Here is a 16,400-nt window from a genome sequence, read left to right as displayed (position 1 = left end):
GTGTTACATTGACTTAAAAGGGAATAACCATTTCTTCGTCAATGCGCCTTGGATTGAAATGCCTGTGAGGCTCTGAACTGATTAGATATTTAATGTGATTGGTATTAATAGAGAAGAAGACCTTGAATCGCATCCAAATCATTCACACCAGAGGAAAGATGATGTCTGACTACAAAATGATCCCCTGTGCCCACTACGACTACCTTGAGCTAGCTTGTATGCACGGCTATCGCCTCGACATTGAGTTGCAGGACGGCAGCCTGTGCCAAGCACGGGCAATTACGACCCAGACCCACGCAGATAAGACTGAATGGCTAGTCGTCGAACATCAAGCGGACCAGCAAACGCTGCGGCTAGATAGCATTATCGCCATTACGCCCACAGATCCCCACGCTAGTTTTGGCCGTGTTATGATTGCCAGCCAGTAGCAAAGGAGCATAAACAAATGGCAAGGATGATTCTTTTATTGGACTTAGGCGATTGGACTGGTGGTCACCACGGCCAATCCCCCTACGTGGTGGAGTTTGATAGCGAGCGACTCGATTCCCCCTTTGATGTTAGCGAAGGTTGGGGACACGGATTGGGCGGTAGCCGTTATTCGTTGACACGGTTTGTTGAAACCGAGGATTATAGCCAACTCAAGCTCCACGCACCTTGGGCCGCGACCATCATAGAGCAAGGTTTACCAACGCTGGATATTGAGGCCATCTCCCAAGCCTTGCTGGCGCAGTATCCTTCGCACAGCCCCAATATCCCGGCAAACTTAGCCCGCTATTTCTAGCTGAAGCTATTGTTCTAACTAAAGATCGCATTACGAATGGGCGTTATTGCCATGAATTTACCGCCATCATTTAAGGCAGCAATGGTTGAGGGCGAGTAAAGCCAAGTTCAACTTAGCTTTACTGCTTACTGAGATGAGAGAGCGAGTTACGCCTTGGCCACCGCAGCAATAACAGAGACTTCAACCAAATATTCAGGCTCGGCAATCGCCGCCTGTACACAGGCACGGGCAGGCGCATGACCCTTTGGCACCCAAGCATCCCAAACGGCATTCATGGCATCGTAGTCATTCATATCTTTTAAATAGATAGTGGCCGACAACAAGTGCTCCCGAGAACTGCCCGCCTGCGCTAACAGAGTGTCGACTTCCTCTAACATAGTCGTCGTTTGTTCGGTGATGTTTTGATACTTATCCTTTGCCACTTGGCCACATAAGTACACTGTGCCTTGGTGGATCACTATGCTGCTCATACGTGTACCAACATCTAAACGGGTAATGCTCATAGGGATAATCTCTTAAATCAAATGGTTAGTTCTGCGGGCATTCTACCCCGAAAGGCTCAGTTTGTCTGCGAACGAGCGCTCACCCAAGGTGGATAAAAGCGTATCAATAAGGCCAATAACCCTAGCGCAGTGCCTATGACCCCACACCACACGAATAGGGTCGCAACCGATAAGTTCACTAACTGAAATCCCACTAATGCCGCACCAGCCCCGATTAACGCAAAGGGCAGTTGAGTCACCACATGGTCATGGGGTAAGCAGCCTGAGCTCGTCGCGCTCAGCACACTAGTATCAGAAATCGGCGAGCAATGATCGCCAAACACCGAGCCCGCCATCACCGCACTCAATACCGGCAACAGCAAGCTAGCATCCATGTTATGGGCAATTTCCCCGCCGATGGGGATCATAATCGCGAAGGTGCCCCAACTTGAGCCAGTGGCAAAGGCCATGATAGCGCAGAGCAGGAACATCCCCGCCACCAGCAGACTAGGGGATAAATACAATTTAGCCCAACTCGCCAACAAGCTCGCCACGCCCAGATCTTGGATCACTGCGCCTATCATCCAAGTACAGAGTAAAATCGCTATGGCAAAGGCGATCATCCGCACCCCATGCGCCAAGTCCGCCAGCAGTTTCCCAATGCTTCGGCCCGACAACATCAACAACACTAGAGTCACTAAGGTCGATAACAGACAAGCATCGCGCATCGCCGCGCCAATATCGGCCTTGGCTAACCAGGCCGAAACATCCCATGACGACACCTGCTGCGCGCCAGACCAGAGAGTTAAACCGACAGAGGCGCACAGTAAGGTCAACATGGGAATCGCCAGCAACCAAGGATTGCCTTGCGAGGGAGTTAAATTTGGCTCGACGGGCTCAGCCGACAATAGCGCCTTCTCGATGGGGCGAAATCCCACCCCAAACCAAGCCACAATCAGCGACAAACCTAAGGTGGTTATCGCATAAAAATTGGATAAAGCCACCTCGATAAAGGCCTCGAGCGCAGAAACGGGTAAAAAACTGAGTCCAGCCAGCAGCGCCATCACATAGGGCCCCCAGCTAGAAAAAGGCAAGAGTGAGCAGAGCGGTGATGCATTAGAGTCGACTAAATAGGCTAACTGTGTCTGACGGATACCATAGCGCTGGCTCAAAGGTTGGCACACATGCCCCACGGCGAGGCAACTAAAAATACCATCAATAAAGACTAACCAGCCTAGTAGCACGACACCAATACGCGCCTGTCGTCCCGTGCGAATACGTCGATATAGCCAATCACCAAATTGCTCTACCGCACCGCTTCTGGCGAGGAGCTGTGTCATGCTCCCAAGCAGTAACATGGCCATCAGCACATTTAAATGCCACCATTGCCACGCATCTTGGCTATAAAACTGTTTAACACCTATCTCGAGAAGATAACTCGCGCTTTGCAGGATATCGAAGTGGGCAATGATTAACGCGCCCGAGAGAATACCAACCCCCAAAGCCACTAAAGTACGCCGCAACCAAAGGGCTAATACTAGGGTTAATAACAGGGGAAGTATGGCGAGCAAATTCGACAACATGGGCCATTCCGATAAAAAATAAAACCAAGAATACTAACGAGTTAATAACAAATGCAAAAAAACTTAAATTCGCATGCGGTTATCGGGCATTTTTTGACCAAACGAAAAAGACTGCTATTCCTTATGCTCTTGGCACTGCTAGAATCACAGTCCCATCCAGAAACTATAGGACTCTCCAGATGAGCCTTGAATTACTGTCCAAACTGGAAACCAAGATCCAGGCTACACTCGAAACCATCGAGCTTCTAAAAATGGAGCTAGAGGAAGAGAAGCAAAAGACGTCAACTTTGAATGAGCAAAATCAACAATTGACTGAGCAGAACCAACAACTTCAACAAGAACTCGCTTCTTGGAACGACAAAGTCACTGGACTTGTTGGCCTGCTCAACAGTGAAATCTAAGCTGTTTTAGTTTGATGATTCTGCGATTCAATCAGTTCGTTCAGCTCTAAGATAGCCTGCTTCACTTTTGGCAGGCTTTTTCTTGGCAATAAAAAACGCCCCTTTTCAAATTCTAATCGACCTAAGTCTTTAACCCATATCACGCCAGTAAGAAAAATACGCGCATGCTTTGCAATAAGCTTCGGTGCGTACACAGGGAAAACTCTCATACAACCCCCTACAGCATTCTTGTTATTGATTACAGTTGTTTGACAGAAGCATTACCTATTGAGTTTCATCCCTGATAGATTTTTTTCAATATTTACAATCAAAGTAATGTAACAATATGATTTTTAATTAAAAATAACAAAATAATCACTAAAATGCTTAATGGTCAATTTTTTGACTATTGACATTATTTTGACGCCAAACTAGACTTATCCACGTTACTCAGGGTAAAAATGAGTCATATGACTCAAGTCCGTACTCTCCATTATCGGAAGTACGGTTTTTTTTTTGCCAAATTTCCACAGCTAGTAGAGTTTTCAGATTCATTTTGCCCGCATTTGCCTACTGCCGTGTTTCTGCAAACGTCCGTGCAACATAGTAATTATCTATAAACGGACGTTAATCAGCAGAAAGCCTGCCAAGCATGAACACTCCTTGGTATCACATACGAATATTTCGAAGTTCTGGTTCAACTATTTGCGACTATGTTGCGCAAACCAAAAAAAAGGAGCGCTAGGCTCCTTTAATTTTATGCTTGCAGTATCAATCAGTTAGATTACAAAATGATGATAAAACCACTGCAATCCGGTGATCGTTACTGTTTCTTGGCTAAATAGTAAGCGATATCTAACAGTTCATCGTAAGACTTGATTGCACCGGTTTCGACGCGGTACTTGCCATTCACCACTAAGGCAGGCACACCAGAAATTTTCGCGTTTTCAGTATCACGCTTCATCTTCGCCATTTGCGCTTTCACCATAAAGGAGTCAGCCGCCGCATCGAAGGCCTTGCCGTCTACGCCGTTAGCCACGAACAAGGCACGCACGTCATCACGGTTAGTGAAGTGTTGTTTCTTCTCATGGATGGCAGAAAATAGAGCCGCATCCATCTTCTCGTCCACATTCAATTGGTGTGCAACGGCAAAGGCGCGTGACATTTCTACGCCCATTTCCTTACCAATAAAGTCAACGTGGGCTTGGTTAAATGCCACACCTTCTGGCTTCTCAGCCAAAATTTTAGGCACCACAGTTTTAGAGAAGTTGAAGCAATGTGGGCAATAGAAAGAGAAAAACTCGGTGATTTCAGGCTTAGCTGTCGCTGGGCCGTCGTTAATCACTGTGTAGTGTACGCCTTCTTTGTACTCAACTGCCGATACAGTTAATGGAGCCAATAACAGCGCTGCCATCATAAGTAATGCTTTTTTCATGAATTTTCCTTAAATCAATTTTCAAAACTAGCTGGAGCCTAACATATTTCATTTTTTGAGTGTAACTCAAGCCGAGAGTTCAATCGGTTTGAGCTAATAGGCGCGTAATTCCACCCTGTTCACACATTTAGTAGGGGATCAGGCTCAGCGGCGGTTCATCGAGTGCCGCGAGTTGCTCCTTAAAGGCTAAGATCTGCTGCTCCCAATACTTTTCATCCCCAAACCAGGGGAAATGCATAGGGAAAGCAGGATCCTGCCAACGCCTGCCAATCCAAGCGTTATAGTGCACCATCCGTAATGCGCGTAGGGGTTCAATCAAGGACAACTGCCGAGTATCGAACTCACAAAACTCTTCATAGGCCTCGAGTAATACCTCGAGTTGCAGTTGCTGCTGCGCTCTATCGCCCGTCAGCATCATCCATAAATCTTGAATAGCCGGTCCCATGCGGGCATCGTCTAAATCCACAAACCCAGGCCCATCGGGAGTCCAAAGAATATTCCCCGGGTGCAAATCCCCATGCAGACGAATAGGCGTAAAGGCTTGCTGCGCCCAAAGCTGATTCACCTTCGCCAGCACTTGCTCCACCACGGTAAAAAACGCGGGGCGCAGTGTGCTTGGCACTAAGTCTGACTGCTTTAACCAGGCTAAAGGCTCATCGCCTAAGATCTGGGGATTCAGTGGCTCACGGGCCTTAAACGTTGACTGGGCACCGTACTGGTGTATACGACCGATAAAACGCCCAACAAATTCCAACTGCTCTAAATTATCCACTTCAAAGGGACGACCGCCGATGGAGGGAAACAGTGCAAAGCGAAAGCCGAGGAAATGATGTAAGGTCTGCCCTTGCACAGATGCGGGCACCGCCATTGGGATTTCCTGCTCGGCAAGCGCGATGGCATAGTCGTGTTCTTCTTGGATCTGTGCATCGGTCCAACGATCGGGGCGATAAAACTTCACCACATAGCGTTGCCCTTCATCGCTACGAAATTGATACACGCGGTTTTCGTAGCTATTGAGCGCGAGTAGACCTGTCTCGGGATACACCCCAAGACTTTCGATCGCATCTAAAATCAAATCCGGCGTTAAGGCTTGAAAGTCAAAGGCTGCGCCCGAATGCGTATCATCGACCGCCCCCTGCGATGGGGCTAACTTATCTTGGCTCATTGTGGCTCTCTCATACATAGGACGTTAACAGTGTTGCAAGGTATTCCAATACCTCAAAATCGGCCTCACGTTCCACACTCAGCCAACAGATATTGCCGTAAAACTCATAATTGAGCCAAAGCGAGGTGCCCTCAAACTCCAATAGCCATTGATGGCGATCCGCGCCCCATTGGCGCTCGCGCACTCGGCAGTCTAAGGCATGGGCTAATGGCTCAGCAAAGGCCTCGAAACGATCAAAATCGATATCGCCGCTCACACTCAAGCTTAATGCGGCTCTATCTAACTGAATGGCTTCTAATTTCATTTTTACTTCCATCAACTGCTGCACGACATAATCAGCCCTTGTCCCCAATCGGGTGGACGTTTGGCCAGATCTTCATGCTCAACTTGTTCGGCAAACGGCTGGCGCAATACTTGGTGCAAACGCTCTAGCGGCGCAAGATTTCCCTCCTCCACGGCAATAATGGCCTCTTGAGCCAAATAGTTGCGCAGAATGTACTTGGGATTGACGCTATTACGCGCCTGTTGCCATGCCTCAATATCGGCAACTTTACCCAGCCGTGCCTGATAGGTCTGATACCAAGCATCAAACTCCTTGAGATCGATAAAATCATCCCGCAGCGAAGAATGTGCACTACTAGGGTCAAGTTGACCGAAGCGGCGCCAGGTGTTGCTGTAATCCAGCTGATTTTTCTCCATCAGCACGGTAAAGCCGCCAATCAGTTCTAAGTCCTGCTGATCCTGCTCGGCTGTCGAATTAGCTCGCGCAGCCAGCCCTAACTTAGCGCGCATCAGCATCAAGTAATGCTGCACTAGAGCATGTTGATATTGATTCAAGGCGGCAATTAAATCATCGGACGGGATCACAGGCGTCAACGCCTGTGCTAAACGTTGCAGGTTCCACAGGCCAATGCCGGGCTGCTGACCAAAGGCGTAACGCCCTTCTGGATCGGAATGATTGCAAATAAAGTCTTCTTGGAAGGTATCGAGGAAGGCAAACGGGCCAAAATCGAAACTGTCCCCCAGAATCGACATATTGTCGGTATTCATCACCCCGTGGGCAAAGCCGATAGCCTGCCAATGGGCGATAAGCTTAGCGGTATCTTGTACTACCTGCAAAAACCAGGCTTTATAGCCCGCCAGATCGCAGCTCAAATGCGGATAATGCTGCTTCAAGGTAAAGTTGAGCAACTGCGTCAGCTTATCGGCTTGACCACGCTCGCTATGGCAGAAAAATTCGAAATGACCAAAGCGGATATGGCTGCGCGCCAAACGCACGGTAATGGCTGCGGTTTCTTGGCTCTCACGCCAGACGGGCATATCAGAGCCGATCACCGCCAATGCTCGGGTCGTCGGCACATCTAAATGATGTAGCGCTTCGGAGACAAGGAACTCCCGCACCGCTGAGCGCATCACGGCTCTGCCATCGCCATGGCGAGAATAGGGCGTCGGCCCGCCGCCTTTGAGTGCTACATCCCATGCGCCTTGGGGGCCCAATGCCTCACCCAAGATAATCGAGCGACCATCGCCTAATCTAGGCGTATAGCCACCAAACTGATGGCCACTGTACACCTGCGCATAATAACTTGCACCCTCAACGGCGGCGTTACCCGATAATCCCTGCAATAATGCATCCGTCGGCTGTTGCAAGTCGATTAACTTGGCGGCATCTTCACTCCACGCCAGCCAATGGGGATTGCTTATTCCCTGCGGATAGACTTGAGCGTAAAACTCAGGCAACTGGGTAAAAAAATCCTGTTTAAACTTCATCAATGCTTTTCCTATTGAACGAGCTGCTTACACACGAGCACGGACTTGTCGTTAAACTCGCACTGCAGGCCACATTGATAGACGCCGGCACCGCTGGCCTCGAAACCACTCACACCCGATCCCGTTAAGCGTTGTAACCCTTGGGCTTTGCGTTGGCATTGTTCGAGGGTGTCGTAATAACCATTGATATCATCGGTTTGTAATGGCGTCGTTGGCAGTGAGGTCGCCGCAGGATAATAGAATAGCGTCCATTCGGGGGTTTTAGTGCAACCACTCAAGCCAAGGCTGAGGCAGGCAAACAAGATGGCCAAAGATAATTTCATTTTGACAATTCGGTTAAAACAGCTCGCAACACACTTCATAAAAATAGCCCATAAAAAAAGCGAACCTTAGTTCGCCTTTTGCGCGGTAAGTATCAGGATTCTACACGGCTTTACCCGGTTAAATAACCGCTTTTCGGCTAAGGGTATCTCAAGCGCATTGTTAAGCGTGTTTGAGCGCCAAAAGCTCGAATCCTACAATCCGACCTTAGGCCGTCACCGCTTTCGCCTGCGCCTTCTCGATACGGCTAATTCGCCCTTCAAATCCCGTGACTGTGCCATCGGTTAAACCAAGTTTGATCGCCTCTTGGCAGAGCGCAATTGCTTTATCAAAGTCTTGGGTATCGTTTAACAGGGTCGCAAGCTGCATGAAACCTGGGGTTTTAAGCTCAAGATCTTTGGGCTTTTCGGCATTCGCACTGTGGAATAACGCAAGATACAACCCATGCAGCGCTGCACCATAGGCTAAATATTCGGCCGATTTGCGCTGCTTATAGCACTCGCCAATCACGTTTTGTAATGCGTTATAGCGCGCCAGCGCCGTCTCTGCACTTTGGTATTCTTCCGCTGCACGTTGCAGGGTCACGTTTGCCCAAGGACCAAGTTCTGCAAGCGAATCATCTTTTACCAAGTGAGTGTTCGCTACCTCAGGCGAACTCTCGGTGCTTTCTTTAGCCTTAACTGGGGTGTCGACGACTACTGGCTCTTCTTGAGCCTCACTCGCCTTGGTGACCGGAGCTTCATCTTTAGGAGAGACAGGCTGCGCCGTTGTAGCCTCTTTGTCATCGGTAGAATGAACATCCGCGACGATAATCACGCTCTTTTCATTGCTGGCAGCGGGGAGCTCGACATCGATAATATCTTCGCTTATCTCGACCCGACTCGCTGGCTCAACGTCCCTTGGCATTAATTCAACTTCGGGTGCTTTGGCCGCAGAAGCGGCTGCTGACTCGTTCTTCGCAGCAGGAGCAATGTCAGGCGTAGGTTCAGCCTCATCGGGCGAAGCGCTTGTATCCCTTGTCTTTTCGGTTGATTTCTTCGCCATCATTGCCTCTTGTTCTTCCTTCGCCAAGCGCTGGGCACGACGAAATAAAAACACTCCGATAGCGATCAGTATAAAAACGACCAAGACCTTCATTCTTCTTCACCTTTAATGGCTGCTTCCCATCAGAAGCGATTGCAGTTGGCTTGCCAGGGCGACTCAATAACCTGAAGCTGGCAAGGGATTCTGTCCAAAAGTTGAGCAGAGATTAACCGCTATTAAAGTCCATAGTGTCTGTGTAAATCAAGTATTTATGCCGTTTTATCCGATCTTGCGCGCAAATCGACGGGCGCAATTAGGCTAGACTGTTAGGGTTTATGACCATTTGCAAAAATTAAGGAAAGCCTAATGCAAAAAATTCTGATCGTTGCCCACGCCAGCCCCTATGGCACTGAAAAACTCTTCAATAGCCTCCGCATTGCGTTAGCATTGAAGGACCAAACCGAGCAACAAGTTGATTTAAAAATCTTTTTAATGTCAGATGCGGTGTTTGGCGCCCTTAAACATCAAACAACTCCTGACTTAAGCTACAACCTACAACAGATGTTTGAGATCCTAAGCGCTCAGCAAGTCCCGATTTTACTCTGTAAAACCTGCGCACAAGCACGCGGAGTGAATATGGAGATGCTACTCGAAGGCGCACAAATTGGCACTTTGCAGGATCTCACTCGATGGACGTTGGATGCCGATAAGGTGATGCATATTTAAAGTCCTATTTTGTGCGCATCTTCATAAATTGACACTTCAATTTTGAACAAGCCCGCGCCGCTGCTTATGATGGGATTAACCGAGTAACAGACTAAGGTATTCCCATGGACTCAGCGGCCCTACTCACAGTTAAACTGCGCTACGAACATGAAACCATTAGCGCGATGGCAAAGATCTATTGCAAAGCTAAGCACCAAGGCCAAACGGCATCCGGCCTGTGTGAAGAGTGTTTAGCGCTGTTAGAATATGCCGCCATTCGCCTCGATCGCTGCCCCTACGGACAAGATAAGCCAACCTGCAATAAATGCCCTGTGCACTGTTATAAACCTGCACAAAAGGCGCAGGTCAAAGAGATCATGATTTTCGCTGGCCCACGAATGCTGTTACCGCATCCCATTCGTGCAATCAAACACTTACTGGCAGAGCGCCAACCAGTACCCGCATCTGTGCCCGAGGCGGCATCTAATCGCCATCAGCGAATCGCAATTTCAAATAAAAATATCTAGGAGCACTTTTTCGCCTCGAATTTCCCTGTTATAACAGGGCGTCGAGGTGACAAAATGAACGAATTTAATACGTTTTTTGCTCAAGCCTATTGGTGGTTATCCCTATTTGGTGGCTTACATTGCCTCGCGTTAGCTATTTATATTCGCTATTTCTACCCCGCGGGAAGCAATCAAAAACTACTCGCTGCATTTTTGAGTTTAATCGGTCTGTATTTCCTGACGGGCATGCTCAATCGCGATAACACGCCGATCCCTATCCATGTGTTATTTAACCTGATCACTCCGATTTACTTCTTACTTATGCCCCTGCTCTACCTCTACTGCAAACGTAGTCTTGAGCAAAGTACTGAACCTATCGGATTGTCTTTCCACTATTGGCCTGCCCTAATTACCTTGCTCCTCGCCATAATGGATATCATTTGGCGGTTGAATCTACACAAAAACGCGATTTGGTTTCAGGCGGAGTTTTTTAATAATCCTCAGTCTATCGATTTAAGCCATTGGAGCTTGGCTTTGCCGTTACTGCTTTTTGCACAAACCGCAAGCTATTTTGTGGCGCTATGGCATCTACTCCAACGATATAAATTGGGTCACTTGCAACTGAGCGATGCACCACAAGATACGTTAAAATTAATTCGTTTCCGTTGGCTATTCGGTCTCACCATCGCAATGCTGCTTAACTGGTTATTAAGAGTATTTGTGGTGGTATTGCCCTTTTATCTTGGAGATTCACTGTCGACCCTATCCCATGCGCTGCCACGCTTAAGCCTGCTGCTAAGTTTTTACCTGCTGGCGGCTTATGGCCTCAAGCAAATCACCCGTAGCGCCTACCTAAGAGGGCATTTATCAGCCCCGCAGCCTAAAACTGCCCCCCAATCTTCAGAGATACTCACACCCGAAGAGTTTGAATTTATTCAACAACTGCAACAGGAATCGACCGATAACAAAGAAAAATCGACCGATACGCCCCCAAAGCCACAGAACTAAAGCGGCACTTAACAATCAAAACAGGCAATATGCCACACTGAAAAACTGAACCCGAGCTGACACAAACTCAGCTTTAGGCTGTCATTTGTTAAAACAAAGGGTAGTCTGATGGAACCGAAGAACAAAGGAAGAACGCCATGAAATCATTTTTATCCCTTATCGCCGCATCAACTTGCCTTATTGCCAGCTTTATGGCTCCCGTAGCAACAGCTGATGATAGCTACACAGAAGCCTTAAAGAATTTTCACCAAGCAAAGGAAACCCGCAAATTTTTTGATACCGCCTATGGCTATGCCCTCTTCCCCACTGTAGGTAAAGGCGGAATTGGTATTGGCGCAGCTTACGGCAAAGGTCGCGTCTTTCAAGCGGGGCAATATATGGGAGACTCTAGCCTGACCCAACTTTCTATCGGTTTTCAGCTAGGCGGACAAGCCTATAGCGAAATCATCTTCTTTAAGGATGCGAAATCCTATAATGAGTTCACCAGCGGCAGTTTTGAGTTCGATGCCCAGGCCTCGGCCGTTGCCATTAATATGGGCGCCAATGCCAAAGCGGGCACTACAGGCAACTCAGCAGGTGCAGGCCAAGCGGGTGGCAATCAATCGGCTACCGCAGCCTATATCAATGGCATGGCGGTATTTACCGTTGCCAAGGGCGGATTAATGTTTGAAGCAGCACTAGCAGGGCAATCCTTTACCTTCGAGCCTAGAGGCAACTAAGCTTTAGTCGTGTCGTCCCCATAAAAACCTCCTATCCCACAGGGCTAGGAGGTTTTCTTTTATCCTCGATTGCGCTTACTCATGTCCCCAAGGGGCTGGCGGCAAAGGTTGCGGTTGGCTCAAATCAAAATCCACTTGGAAATGACGATTCTCGCGAGTTAAAAGGTAGCTGAAGGTACTTGGGGTAACCTCCATATGCCACACATTGGTGACTGACTTGGTCAGGCCGTTCTGCATAAAGTTATCAATCGATGCCTGATCGATGGGGAATGACTGCTTTTGGCTGCTGCCGACACTCGCCGTATCGCCGCCATACATAGTCACTTTATCTTCCGTCCCGTCTTGATGGCGGTGATCATGCTTTAACCTTAAACCTTGAGTCGTTTTCGTGATCACCCAAGTACGAGAGTGGTCATCACCGACATGGAACGGAATTTTCAGCTCAGTGTCACTGCATTCGCGCACATGCATCACCAGCGCTTTATCACGAAAAGCCGCATCGGCACTGTCCGTTGACACTACTTTACCCGCAAAGGCTTTACCGCAATGGGATGCTAATTGATTGAAGAAAGTCTCTTGCGCCATGGCAAGTGCAGGTTCGGTCGCCGCATGGGCAAATACAGGCGTCGCCATCATAAGGCCGACGATTCCAAGGCGTGTTAGGGTGATAGTTTTCATTATGTTTTCCATGGAAAATTCGATGAAAAACACGCTAACACAGGGGAATAAATTTAAACTTAATTCCCCTGTTTAGCTTAAAGGTGTTACCAACCGATATACAGGCGAGAACGGTTGCCTAAGCGTTTTTTGATAAAGCGTGCCGTGACAATACTGCCCACCATCAGGAAGGTAAAAATCGCCGCCGAAAACAGGATACTGGTGACAGCAGACCCAGGCGGGAAACGGAAACGGAATATCGTTGCAGTGGTATTAAACAACATATCAAACAACGGATGGATAAAGAAAATCGCAAAGCTCATCTCGGCGGTTTCGACTAACCAAGGGATGCGACTGCGTTTCGACAACCAATCACAGAAGTTAAGCACTAGCACACACAGACTCAGCTTTTGGATAAACTGCCAGTCGATGCCGTTATATTCAAACGGCGCCTTATGGTAGTTACCAATGTGCTGCACTATGTAACTCTGTTCAACCAAACTCACAACAAGGAAAATCCCTGCTAATGCACTCAAAATCGAGCCATAGCGCGTCACAATATGTTCATCTTGGGAATATAAAATACCAATCAAATAGAAAGGCATGAAATACACCACCGAGTGGATAAAGTTGACGTTACCTATGGGTCTGTGGAGCAGAATCGCCACTACACAACTCAGCACAAATAGCGTCCAACGCATTTGCTGCGAGCAGCGGATAAACCACAAAAACACTGGCGAGAATAAAAACACCGCCATGATAAACGGGATATACCAGTGCGGATACAAGATGTAGCCATTTCGTACGGTATAAAAAATACTGAGCAACAACTGTTCAAGTGGCTGATGCTCCATAAAAATCCAGCGTAAACTTAAGCAGAATAAGCCAACAGCGGAAACCACTAAGAAGGGATAAAGCACATTTTGCACTTTATTCTTCATAAACTTACCGTAATCGAAATCCTTATAAAAAATCCGATGAAAAAAATAACCAGAGATAAACACGAACAACGCCGTGCCTCCCCTGAGTAAATTTTCCAGCAATAACGGAAACCCTTCCCCAGAGTTATAAATGCTATGCCCAAGCACAATGAAAATAATCGCGATGCCGCGCATGTAGGTAAATTCGAGCTGATTTTTTCTCATATTAATTCATCGCACAGTAGAGGGTTCTTCCCTCAACAACACTTGCAGAAACCCGGATGGTGCCATGGATTTCCGGCTCATTGAACACCAAATACTGACCTTCGCGCTGAAAGGTGAACCCCAAAGGTAACAGAGTTGCGGCCTCAATGCCCTCACAATAATTCTGTAAGGGCACATCCAACAAAGGGCTGCCACTCACATTTAAGTTACTGAATTGTGAACTCATACCTAAATAGGCTTGGGTCATTTCTTCTTGATAGGGCACCACATAAAACCCGGAGCGCACCTCACCCACATCGATAAAACTGCTGCTATCGCTCACACTCGGCATCACCAATAACGGTACTTTCGGGTCCTGCACATCCTTAAGCAACTGTGTCAGTTTTTGCTCCGTCGCCGGATAGTAGGCCAGCATATCCTGCAGCCGTTTCTTCTGCGTCATATTCTGCCCAACAGGAGGCGCAATCGGCTTAATGCGGCCGAGCAGTAAATCCACGGGCAACATGCCCGACATCACTGACTCCTTCCACACATAGGCATCTTGAGTGCTATCAAGCAATATGCCAGCCAGCGCGCCGATATTCTCAGCCTCGGCGGTCCAGCCACCAAGCATTTGCTGCTGTTGATAATAATCCTGCACATATTGCAACAGGATTTGCTGATAGCCGAGGTAGGACTGGTTTTGACTTAAGAAGCGCGCACCAGCGATTAACTCGACATAACGCGCGCAGCCTTCAATTAAGTCATTCACATAACTGACTCTATCTTCATTGGGAGCCGCTTGCCGCCACACTTGTAGCCAGTATGCGGCATGGCCCAAATACAACACCTGCTGCTCGGGTTGTTTTAAGGCCGACATCAAGGCATTAAACAGTTGTAAACGATAATAGCGGGCATCGAGGTTGAGTGGATAAACCTCGCCTTCATATCGACGCGCATCCTCTAACACCCGCCACTCAGATTGGGCATAAAAATGAAACGCCTCGTGCACACTGTTGCCAGCCCAAATCACAAAAGGTAAATCGGCTGTTTTAGTCGTGCTATCGAATTGAATCGTCGGCGACTCGAGCTGGATAAGCACACCCGCTTGCCCTTGATATTGGGGAAAACCAAAGTTAATCGACAACCCAGAGTGCAAGTTAACCGACTCTAACACGCTGTTGTCTTGGATAATTTCACCGCCGGGTTGGCGTAACCACACATTGCCTGCATAGCTAAAGAGGTGCACTTTATCGTCGAGACGAAATCCTGGCCACAGGGCTTCACTCTGGCGACTGGTCTGAGCCATAAAATCGAGGTACAGGCGGGCGAGTTGTTCTGGCGAGGCCTTATCGGCGAACACGGGGGTGGCGGCAGAGACTCCTAAAAACCACAGGATCACCGCCATAATATTTTTCATTTCTTTGCCTAAACACACACAATGGGTTCACAAAACAGCGCTAGCATATAGCGCAATGAACCAATAGTGAAACGTTTCAAAAAAAATATTTTTAGTCTTAAAAAACTAAGGGAAAGCCTATTCATTAACCACTAATAAAATCATATTTTTAGCCTAAAAGATGCCGCCATTTTCGCGACTAAGGCTTAGGCTCAGCGGGCTCATCACCAAACCACAGCGCCAACTTATCCGCTGCTTGGGATTTCACCTCATCATCAATATAGAGCATAACCATAGTGAGTGCGGCCGCTAAGGCCCCCAAGTCATCGGTAAAACCCACTAAAGGTGTCAAATCAGGGATCGCATCCAAGGGCGAGATAAAGTAAGCCAAAGCCCCAAAAATTACCGACTTGGCCCACTTAGGTGTATTGGGCTTTTGCGCCGCATAGTAAAGCCACAGGGCACGTTCAATCACCTCGCGCCCAGCCTGACGACCAAACAGTTTGATTTTGTTCCAAAAACCAGTCTCAGTGAATTGTTCTTCTGCCATGTCGACTCCTTGTAATGACGATTAAGGTAGCTCACAGTGTACGGCGATACGCGGCGGGTGTCAGGCCAAAGGCCTGTTTAAAGCGCGCCGAGAATTTCTCTGCCGATAAATAGCCGCAGGCCAAGGCAATTTGCAGCACGGAATCCGTAGAGTTTTGCAACAGGGTTAAGCCCTGACACAAACGCACTTCGGCGAGCAATTGCCTAAAGCTAGTGTCTTCCTGCGCCAATTTACGTCTTAAACTGGCACTGCTCATATGCAACTTGTCGGCGACATCCTCTTGTTGCCATGGGGCTGAAGGATGTTGTCCCAATAAGCCCAGCACCGCTTGACTCACATTCGCAGGTTTATGACTGTAGAGCCAATTGACGCTCGCTTGCTGCGGCAGACTGAGCAGCAAGGCTGCTAAATAATGCATCTGCACCGACGTGGGTAGTGCCAAAGTCAGGCTGTGCAATAACGCATTCCAGGCAAAATCGACCGAGCGTGAAATTGTTTGCGTGGGTTTAGGTATCTGCCTGTCGGTCGCCGCCAGCATAACGCCGGAGGGCAACTCATAGGGCAAGAGGAGTTGCACCGCTCGGTAGCGTCCACTCATCGGCCGATTGACGAAGCTGATATGGCTTCCGGCGGGTAACAGTAATAGCTGGTCGGCATTCACGGCGAGGGTATCATCTTGCCAAAGCAACGACTTTTCCCCTTGGATCACTCGAATAATCGAGGGCTGATGCACTGGCACCCGCGAAAGTGACTGCGCCAGTTTAGAGTCGTATTCAAACATGCGGATCATGC

21 protein-coding genes are annotated in these 16,400 nt (G+C 48.2%); 7 read left to right on the top strand and 14 right to left on the bottom strand.

Translation table 11 applies throughout. The features are described from left to right. The first annotated feature begins 161 nt into the window (after positions 1 to 161). Positions 162 to 428 (top strand): Rho-binding antiterminator, encoded by a 267-nt coding sequence (locus SHD_RS04325; RefSeq protein WP_039977516.1) that lies wholly within the window; start codon positions 162 to 164, stop codon positions 426 to 428. Between the two features lie 17 nt (positions 429 to 445). Next, entirely contained in the window at positions 446 to 781 is a 336-nt protein-coding gene (locus SHD_RS04320) for a hypothetical protein (RefSeq protein ID WP_039977514.1), read from the top strand. Between the two features lie 146 nt (positions 782 to 927). On the opposite strand, the gene SHD_RS04315 is transcribed toward SHD_RS04320, so the two are convergent. Together SHD_RS04315 and SHD_RS04310 are read right to left on the bottom strand one after the other, a co-directional pair. Continuing rightward, positions 928 to 1,284, bottom strand: coding sequence for a RidA family protein (locus SHD_RS04315; RefSeq protein WP_023266013.1), 357 nt, complete (start codon positions 1,282 to 1,284; stop codon positions 928 to 930). A 56-nt stretch (positions 1,285 to 1,340) separates the two neighbouring features. Beyond that, positions 1,341 to 2,846 (bottom strand): Na+/H+ antiporter NhaC family protein, encoded by a 1,506-nt coding sequence (locus tag SHD_RS04310; RefSeq protein ID WP_023266012.1) that lies wholly within the window; start codon positions 2,844 to 2,846, stop codon positions 1,341 to 1,343. A 179-nt stretch (positions 2,847 to 3,025) separates the two neighbouring features. Here SHD_RS04310 and SHD_RS04305 point away from each other — a divergent pair, with 179 nt between their 5' ends. Further along, on the top strand, positions 3,026 to 3,247 hold the full coding sequence (locus SHD_RS04305; protein ID WP_023266011.1) for a cell division protein ZapB: 222 nt from the start codon (positions 3,026 to 3,028) through the stop codon (positions 3,245 to 3,247). On the opposite strand, the gene SHD_RS04300 is transcribed toward SHD_RS04305, so the two are convergent. From SHD_RS04300 to SHD_RS04270, 7 genes are all read right to left on the bottom strand, one after another. Beyond that, positions 3,244 to 3,456 (bottom strand): DUF1107 domain-containing protein, encoded by a 213-nt coding sequence (locus tag SHD_RS04300; RefSeq protein WP_011624366.1) that lies wholly within the window; start codon positions 3,454 to 3,456, stop codon positions 3,244 to 3,246. The genes SHD_RS04305 and SHD_RS04300 overlap by 4 nt on opposite strands. Before the next feature lie 593 nt (positions 3,457 to 4,049). Continuing rightward, entirely contained in the window at positions 4,050 to 4,661 is a 612-nt protein-coding gene (locus SHD_RS04295) for a thiol:disulfide interchange protein DsbA/DsbL (protein WP_023266010.1), read from the bottom strand. 127 nt (positions 4,662 to 4,788) lie between these two features. Continuing rightward, a complete protein-coding gene (locus SHD_RS04290) occupies positions 4,789 to 5,826 on the bottom strand; it encodes a serine/threonine protein kinase (RefSeq protein ID WP_039977511.1) in 1,038 nt (345 codons plus the stop codon). Between the two features lie 10 nt (positions 5,827 to 5,836). After that, positions 5,837 to 6,130 (bottom strand): DUF3630 family protein, encoded by a 294-nt coding sequence (locus SHD_RS04285; protein ID WP_084294832.1) that lies wholly within the window; start codon positions 6,128 to 6,130, stop codon positions 5,837 to 5,839. Between the two features lie 11 nt (positions 6,131 to 6,141). Beyond that, positions 6,142 to 7,596 (bottom strand): protein adenylyltransferase SelO, encoded by a 1,455-nt coding sequence (locus SHD_RS04280; protein WP_023266007.1) that lies wholly within the window; start codon positions 7,594 to 7,596, stop codon positions 6,142 to 6,144. A gap of 11 nt (positions 7,597 to 7,607) precedes the next feature. After that, on the bottom strand, positions 7,608 to 7,919 hold the full coding sequence (locus SHD_RS04275; RefSeq protein WP_023266006.1) for a hypothetical protein: 312 nt from the start codon (positions 7,917 to 7,919) through the stop codon (positions 7,608 to 7,610). Between the two features lie 205 nt (positions 7,920 to 8,124). Continuing rightward, positions 8,125 to 9,054: a hypothetical protein gene (locus SHD_RS04270; protein WP_023266005.1), complete on the bottom strand. Its 930-nt coding sequence runs from the start codon at positions 9,052 to 9,054 to the stop codon at positions 8,125 to 8,127. 252 nt (positions 9,055 to 9,306) lie between these two features. Here SHD_RS04270 and SHD_RS04265 point away from each other — a divergent pair, with 252 nt between their 5' ends. The 4 genes from SHD_RS04265 (at position 9,307) to SHD_RS04250 (ending at position 11,878) form a co-directional block, all read left to right on the top strand. Next, the gene (locus tag SHD_RS04265; RefSeq protein WP_023266004.1) at positions 9,307 to 9,666 is read left to right on the top strand and encodes a DsrE/DsrF/TusD sulfur relay family protein; all 360 of its coding nucleotides are present in this window, start codon (positions 9,307 to 9,309) and stop codon (positions 9,664 to 9,666) included. A 104-nt stretch (positions 9,667 to 9,770) separates the two neighbouring features. After that, the gene (locus SHD_RS04260) at positions 9,771 to 10,172 is read left to right on the top strand and encodes a nitrous oxide-stimulated promoter family protein (RefSeq protein ID WP_023266003.1); all 402 of its coding nucleotides are present in this window, start codon (positions 9,771 to 9,773) and stop codon (positions 10,170 to 10,172) included. A gap of 54 nt (positions 10,173 to 10,226) precedes the next feature. Further along, positions 10,227 to 11,159, top strand: coding sequence for a hypothetical protein (locus SHD_RS04255; protein WP_023266002.1), 933 nt, complete (start codon positions 10,227 to 10,229; stop codon positions 11,157 to 11,159). A gap of 137 nt (positions 11,160 to 11,296) precedes the next feature. Beyond that, positions 11,297 to 11,878: a YSC84-related protein gene (locus SHD_RS04250; protein WP_023266001.1), complete on the top strand. Its 582-nt coding sequence runs from the start codon at positions 11,297 to 11,299 to the stop codon at positions 11,876 to 11,878. A 75-nt stretch (positions 11,879 to 11,953) separates the two neighbouring features. Here the strand turns inward: SHD_RS04250 and SHD_RS04245 are convergent, their stop codons facing one another. The 5 genes from SHD_RS04245 to SHD_RS04225 all read right to left on the bottom strand — a co-directional run bounded on the left by SHD_RS04245 (position 11,954) and on the right by SHD_RS04225 (position 16,398). Further along, entirely contained in the window at positions 11,954 to 12,556 is a 603-nt protein-coding gene (locus SHD_RS04245; protein ID WP_039977508.1) for a hypothetical protein, read from the bottom strand. A gap of 86 nt (positions 12,557 to 12,642) precedes the next feature. Continuing rightward, positions 12,643 to 13,680: an acyltransferase family protein gene (locus SHD_RS04240; protein ID WP_023265999.1), complete on the bottom strand. Its 1,038-nt coding sequence runs from the start codon at positions 13,678 to 13,680 to the stop codon at positions 12,643 to 12,645. A gap of 1 nt (position 13,681) precedes the next feature. Further along, positions 13,682 to 15,079 (bottom strand): hypothetical protein, encoded by a 1,398-nt coding sequence (locus SHD_RS04235; protein WP_023265998.1) that lies wholly within the window; start codon positions 15,077 to 15,079, stop codon positions 13,682 to 13,684. A gap of 178 nt (positions 15,080 to 15,257) precedes the next feature. Next, on the bottom strand, positions 15,258 to 15,608 hold the full coding sequence (locus SHD_RS04230; RefSeq protein ID WP_023265997.1) for a YkvA family protein: 351 nt from the start codon (positions 15,606 to 15,608) through the stop codon (positions 15,258 to 15,260). A gap of 31 nt (positions 15,609 to 15,639) precedes the next feature. Further along, positions 15,640 to 16,398, bottom strand: coding sequence for a helix-turn-helix transcriptional regulator (locus SHD_RS04225; RefSeq protein WP_023265996.1), 759 nt, complete (start codon positions 16,396 to 16,398; stop codon positions 15,640 to 15,642). Between the last annotated feature and the right edge of the window lie 2 nt (positions 16,399 to 16,400).

It is taken from the genome of Shewanella decolorationis S12, from assembly GCF_000485795.1.
Classification (GTDB): domain Bacteria; phylum Pseudomonadota; class Gammaproteobacteria; order Enterobacterales; family Shewanellaceae; genus Shewanella; species Shewanella decolorationis.
The sequence above is the reverse complement of the archived record's forward strand: the minus strand, read 5'-3'. Positions and strand labels throughout refer to the sequence as shown.

Excerpts from the sequence above, each read along its gene's own strand:
- SHD_RS04325 (WP_039977516.1), top strand. The coding sequence starts at position 162 with ATGTCTGACTACAAAATGATCCCCTGTGCCCACTACGACTACCTTGAG.
- SHD_RS04320 (WP_039977514.1), top strand. The coding sequence starts at position 446 with ATGGCAAGGATGATTCTTTTATTGGACTTAGGCGATTGGACTGGTGGT.
- SHD_RS04315 (WP_023266013.1), bottom strand. The coding sequence starts at position 1,284 with ATGAGCATTACCCGTTTAGATGTTGGTACACGTATGAGCAGCATAGTG.
- SHD_RS04310 (WP_023266012.1), bottom strand. The coding sequence starts at position 2,846 with ATGTTGTCGAATTTGCTCGCCATACTTCCCCTGTTATTAACCCTAGTA.
- SHD_RS04305 (WP_023266011.1), top strand. The coding sequence starts at position 3,026 with ATGAGCCTTGAATTACTGTCCAAACTGGAAACCAAGATCCAGGCTACA.
- SHD_RS04300 (WP_011624366.1), bottom strand. The coding sequence starts at position 3,456 with ATGAGAGTTTTCCCTGTGTACGCACCGAAGCTTATTGCAAAGCATGCG.
- SHD_RS04295 (WP_023266010.1), bottom strand. The coding sequence starts at position 4,661 with ATGAAAAAAGCATTACTTATGATGGCAGCGCTGTTATTGGCTCCATTA.
- SHD_RS04290 (WP_039977511.1), bottom strand. The coding sequence starts at position 5,826 with ATGAGCCAAGATAAGTTAGCCCCATCGCAGGGGGCGGTCGATGATACG.
- SHD_RS04285 (WP_084294832.1), bottom strand. The coding sequence starts at position 6,130 with ATGAAATTAGAAGCCATTCAGTTAGATAGAGCCGCATTAAGCTTGAGT.
- SHD_RS04280 (WP_023266007.1), bottom strand. The coding sequence starts at position 7,596 with ATGAAGTTTAAACAGGATTTTTTTACCCAGTTGCCTGAGTTTTACGCT.
- SHD_RS04275 (WP_023266006.1), bottom strand. The coding sequence starts at position 7,919 with ATGAAATTATCTTTGGCCATCTTGTTTGCCTGCCTCAGCCTTGGCTTG.
- SHD_RS04270 (WP_023266005.1), bottom strand. The coding sequence starts at position 9,054 with ATGAAGGTCTTGGTCGTTTTTATACTGATCGCTATCGGAGTGTTTTTA.
- SHD_RS04265 (WP_023266004.1), top strand. The coding sequence starts at position 9,307 with ATGCAAAAAATTCTGATCGTTGCCCACGCCAGCCCCTATGGCACTGAA.
- SHD_RS04260 (WP_023266003.1), top strand. The coding sequence starts at position 9,771 with ATGGACTCAGCGGCCCTACTCACAGTTAAACTGCGCTACGAACATGAA.
- SHD_RS04255 (WP_023266002.1), top strand. The coding sequence starts at position 10,227 with ATGAACGAATTTAATACGTTTTTTGCTCAAGCCTATTGGTGGTTATCC.
- SHD_RS04250 (WP_023266001.1), top strand. The coding sequence starts at position 11,297 with ATGAAATCATTTTTATCCCTTATCGCCGCATCAACTTGCCTTATTGCC.
- SHD_RS04245 (WP_039977508.1), bottom strand. The coding sequence starts at position 12,556 with ATGAAAACTATCACCCTAACACGCCTTGGAATCGTCGGCCTTATGATG.
- SHD_RS04240 (WP_023265999.1), bottom strand. The coding sequence starts at position 13,680 with ATGAGAAAAAATCAGCTCGAATTTACCTACATGCGCGGCATCGCGATT.
- SHD_RS04235 (WP_023265998.1), bottom strand. The coding sequence starts at position 15,079 with ATGAAAAATATTATGGCGGTGATCCTGTGGTTTTTAGGAGTCTCTGCC.
- SHD_RS04230 (WP_023265997.1), bottom strand. The coding sequence starts at position 15,608 with ATGGCAGAAGAACAATTCACTGAGACTGGTTTTTGGAACAAAATCAAA.
- SHD_RS04225 (WP_023265996.1), bottom strand. The coding sequence starts at position 16,398 with ATGATCCGCATGTTTGAATACGACTCTAAACTGGCGCAGTCACTTTCG.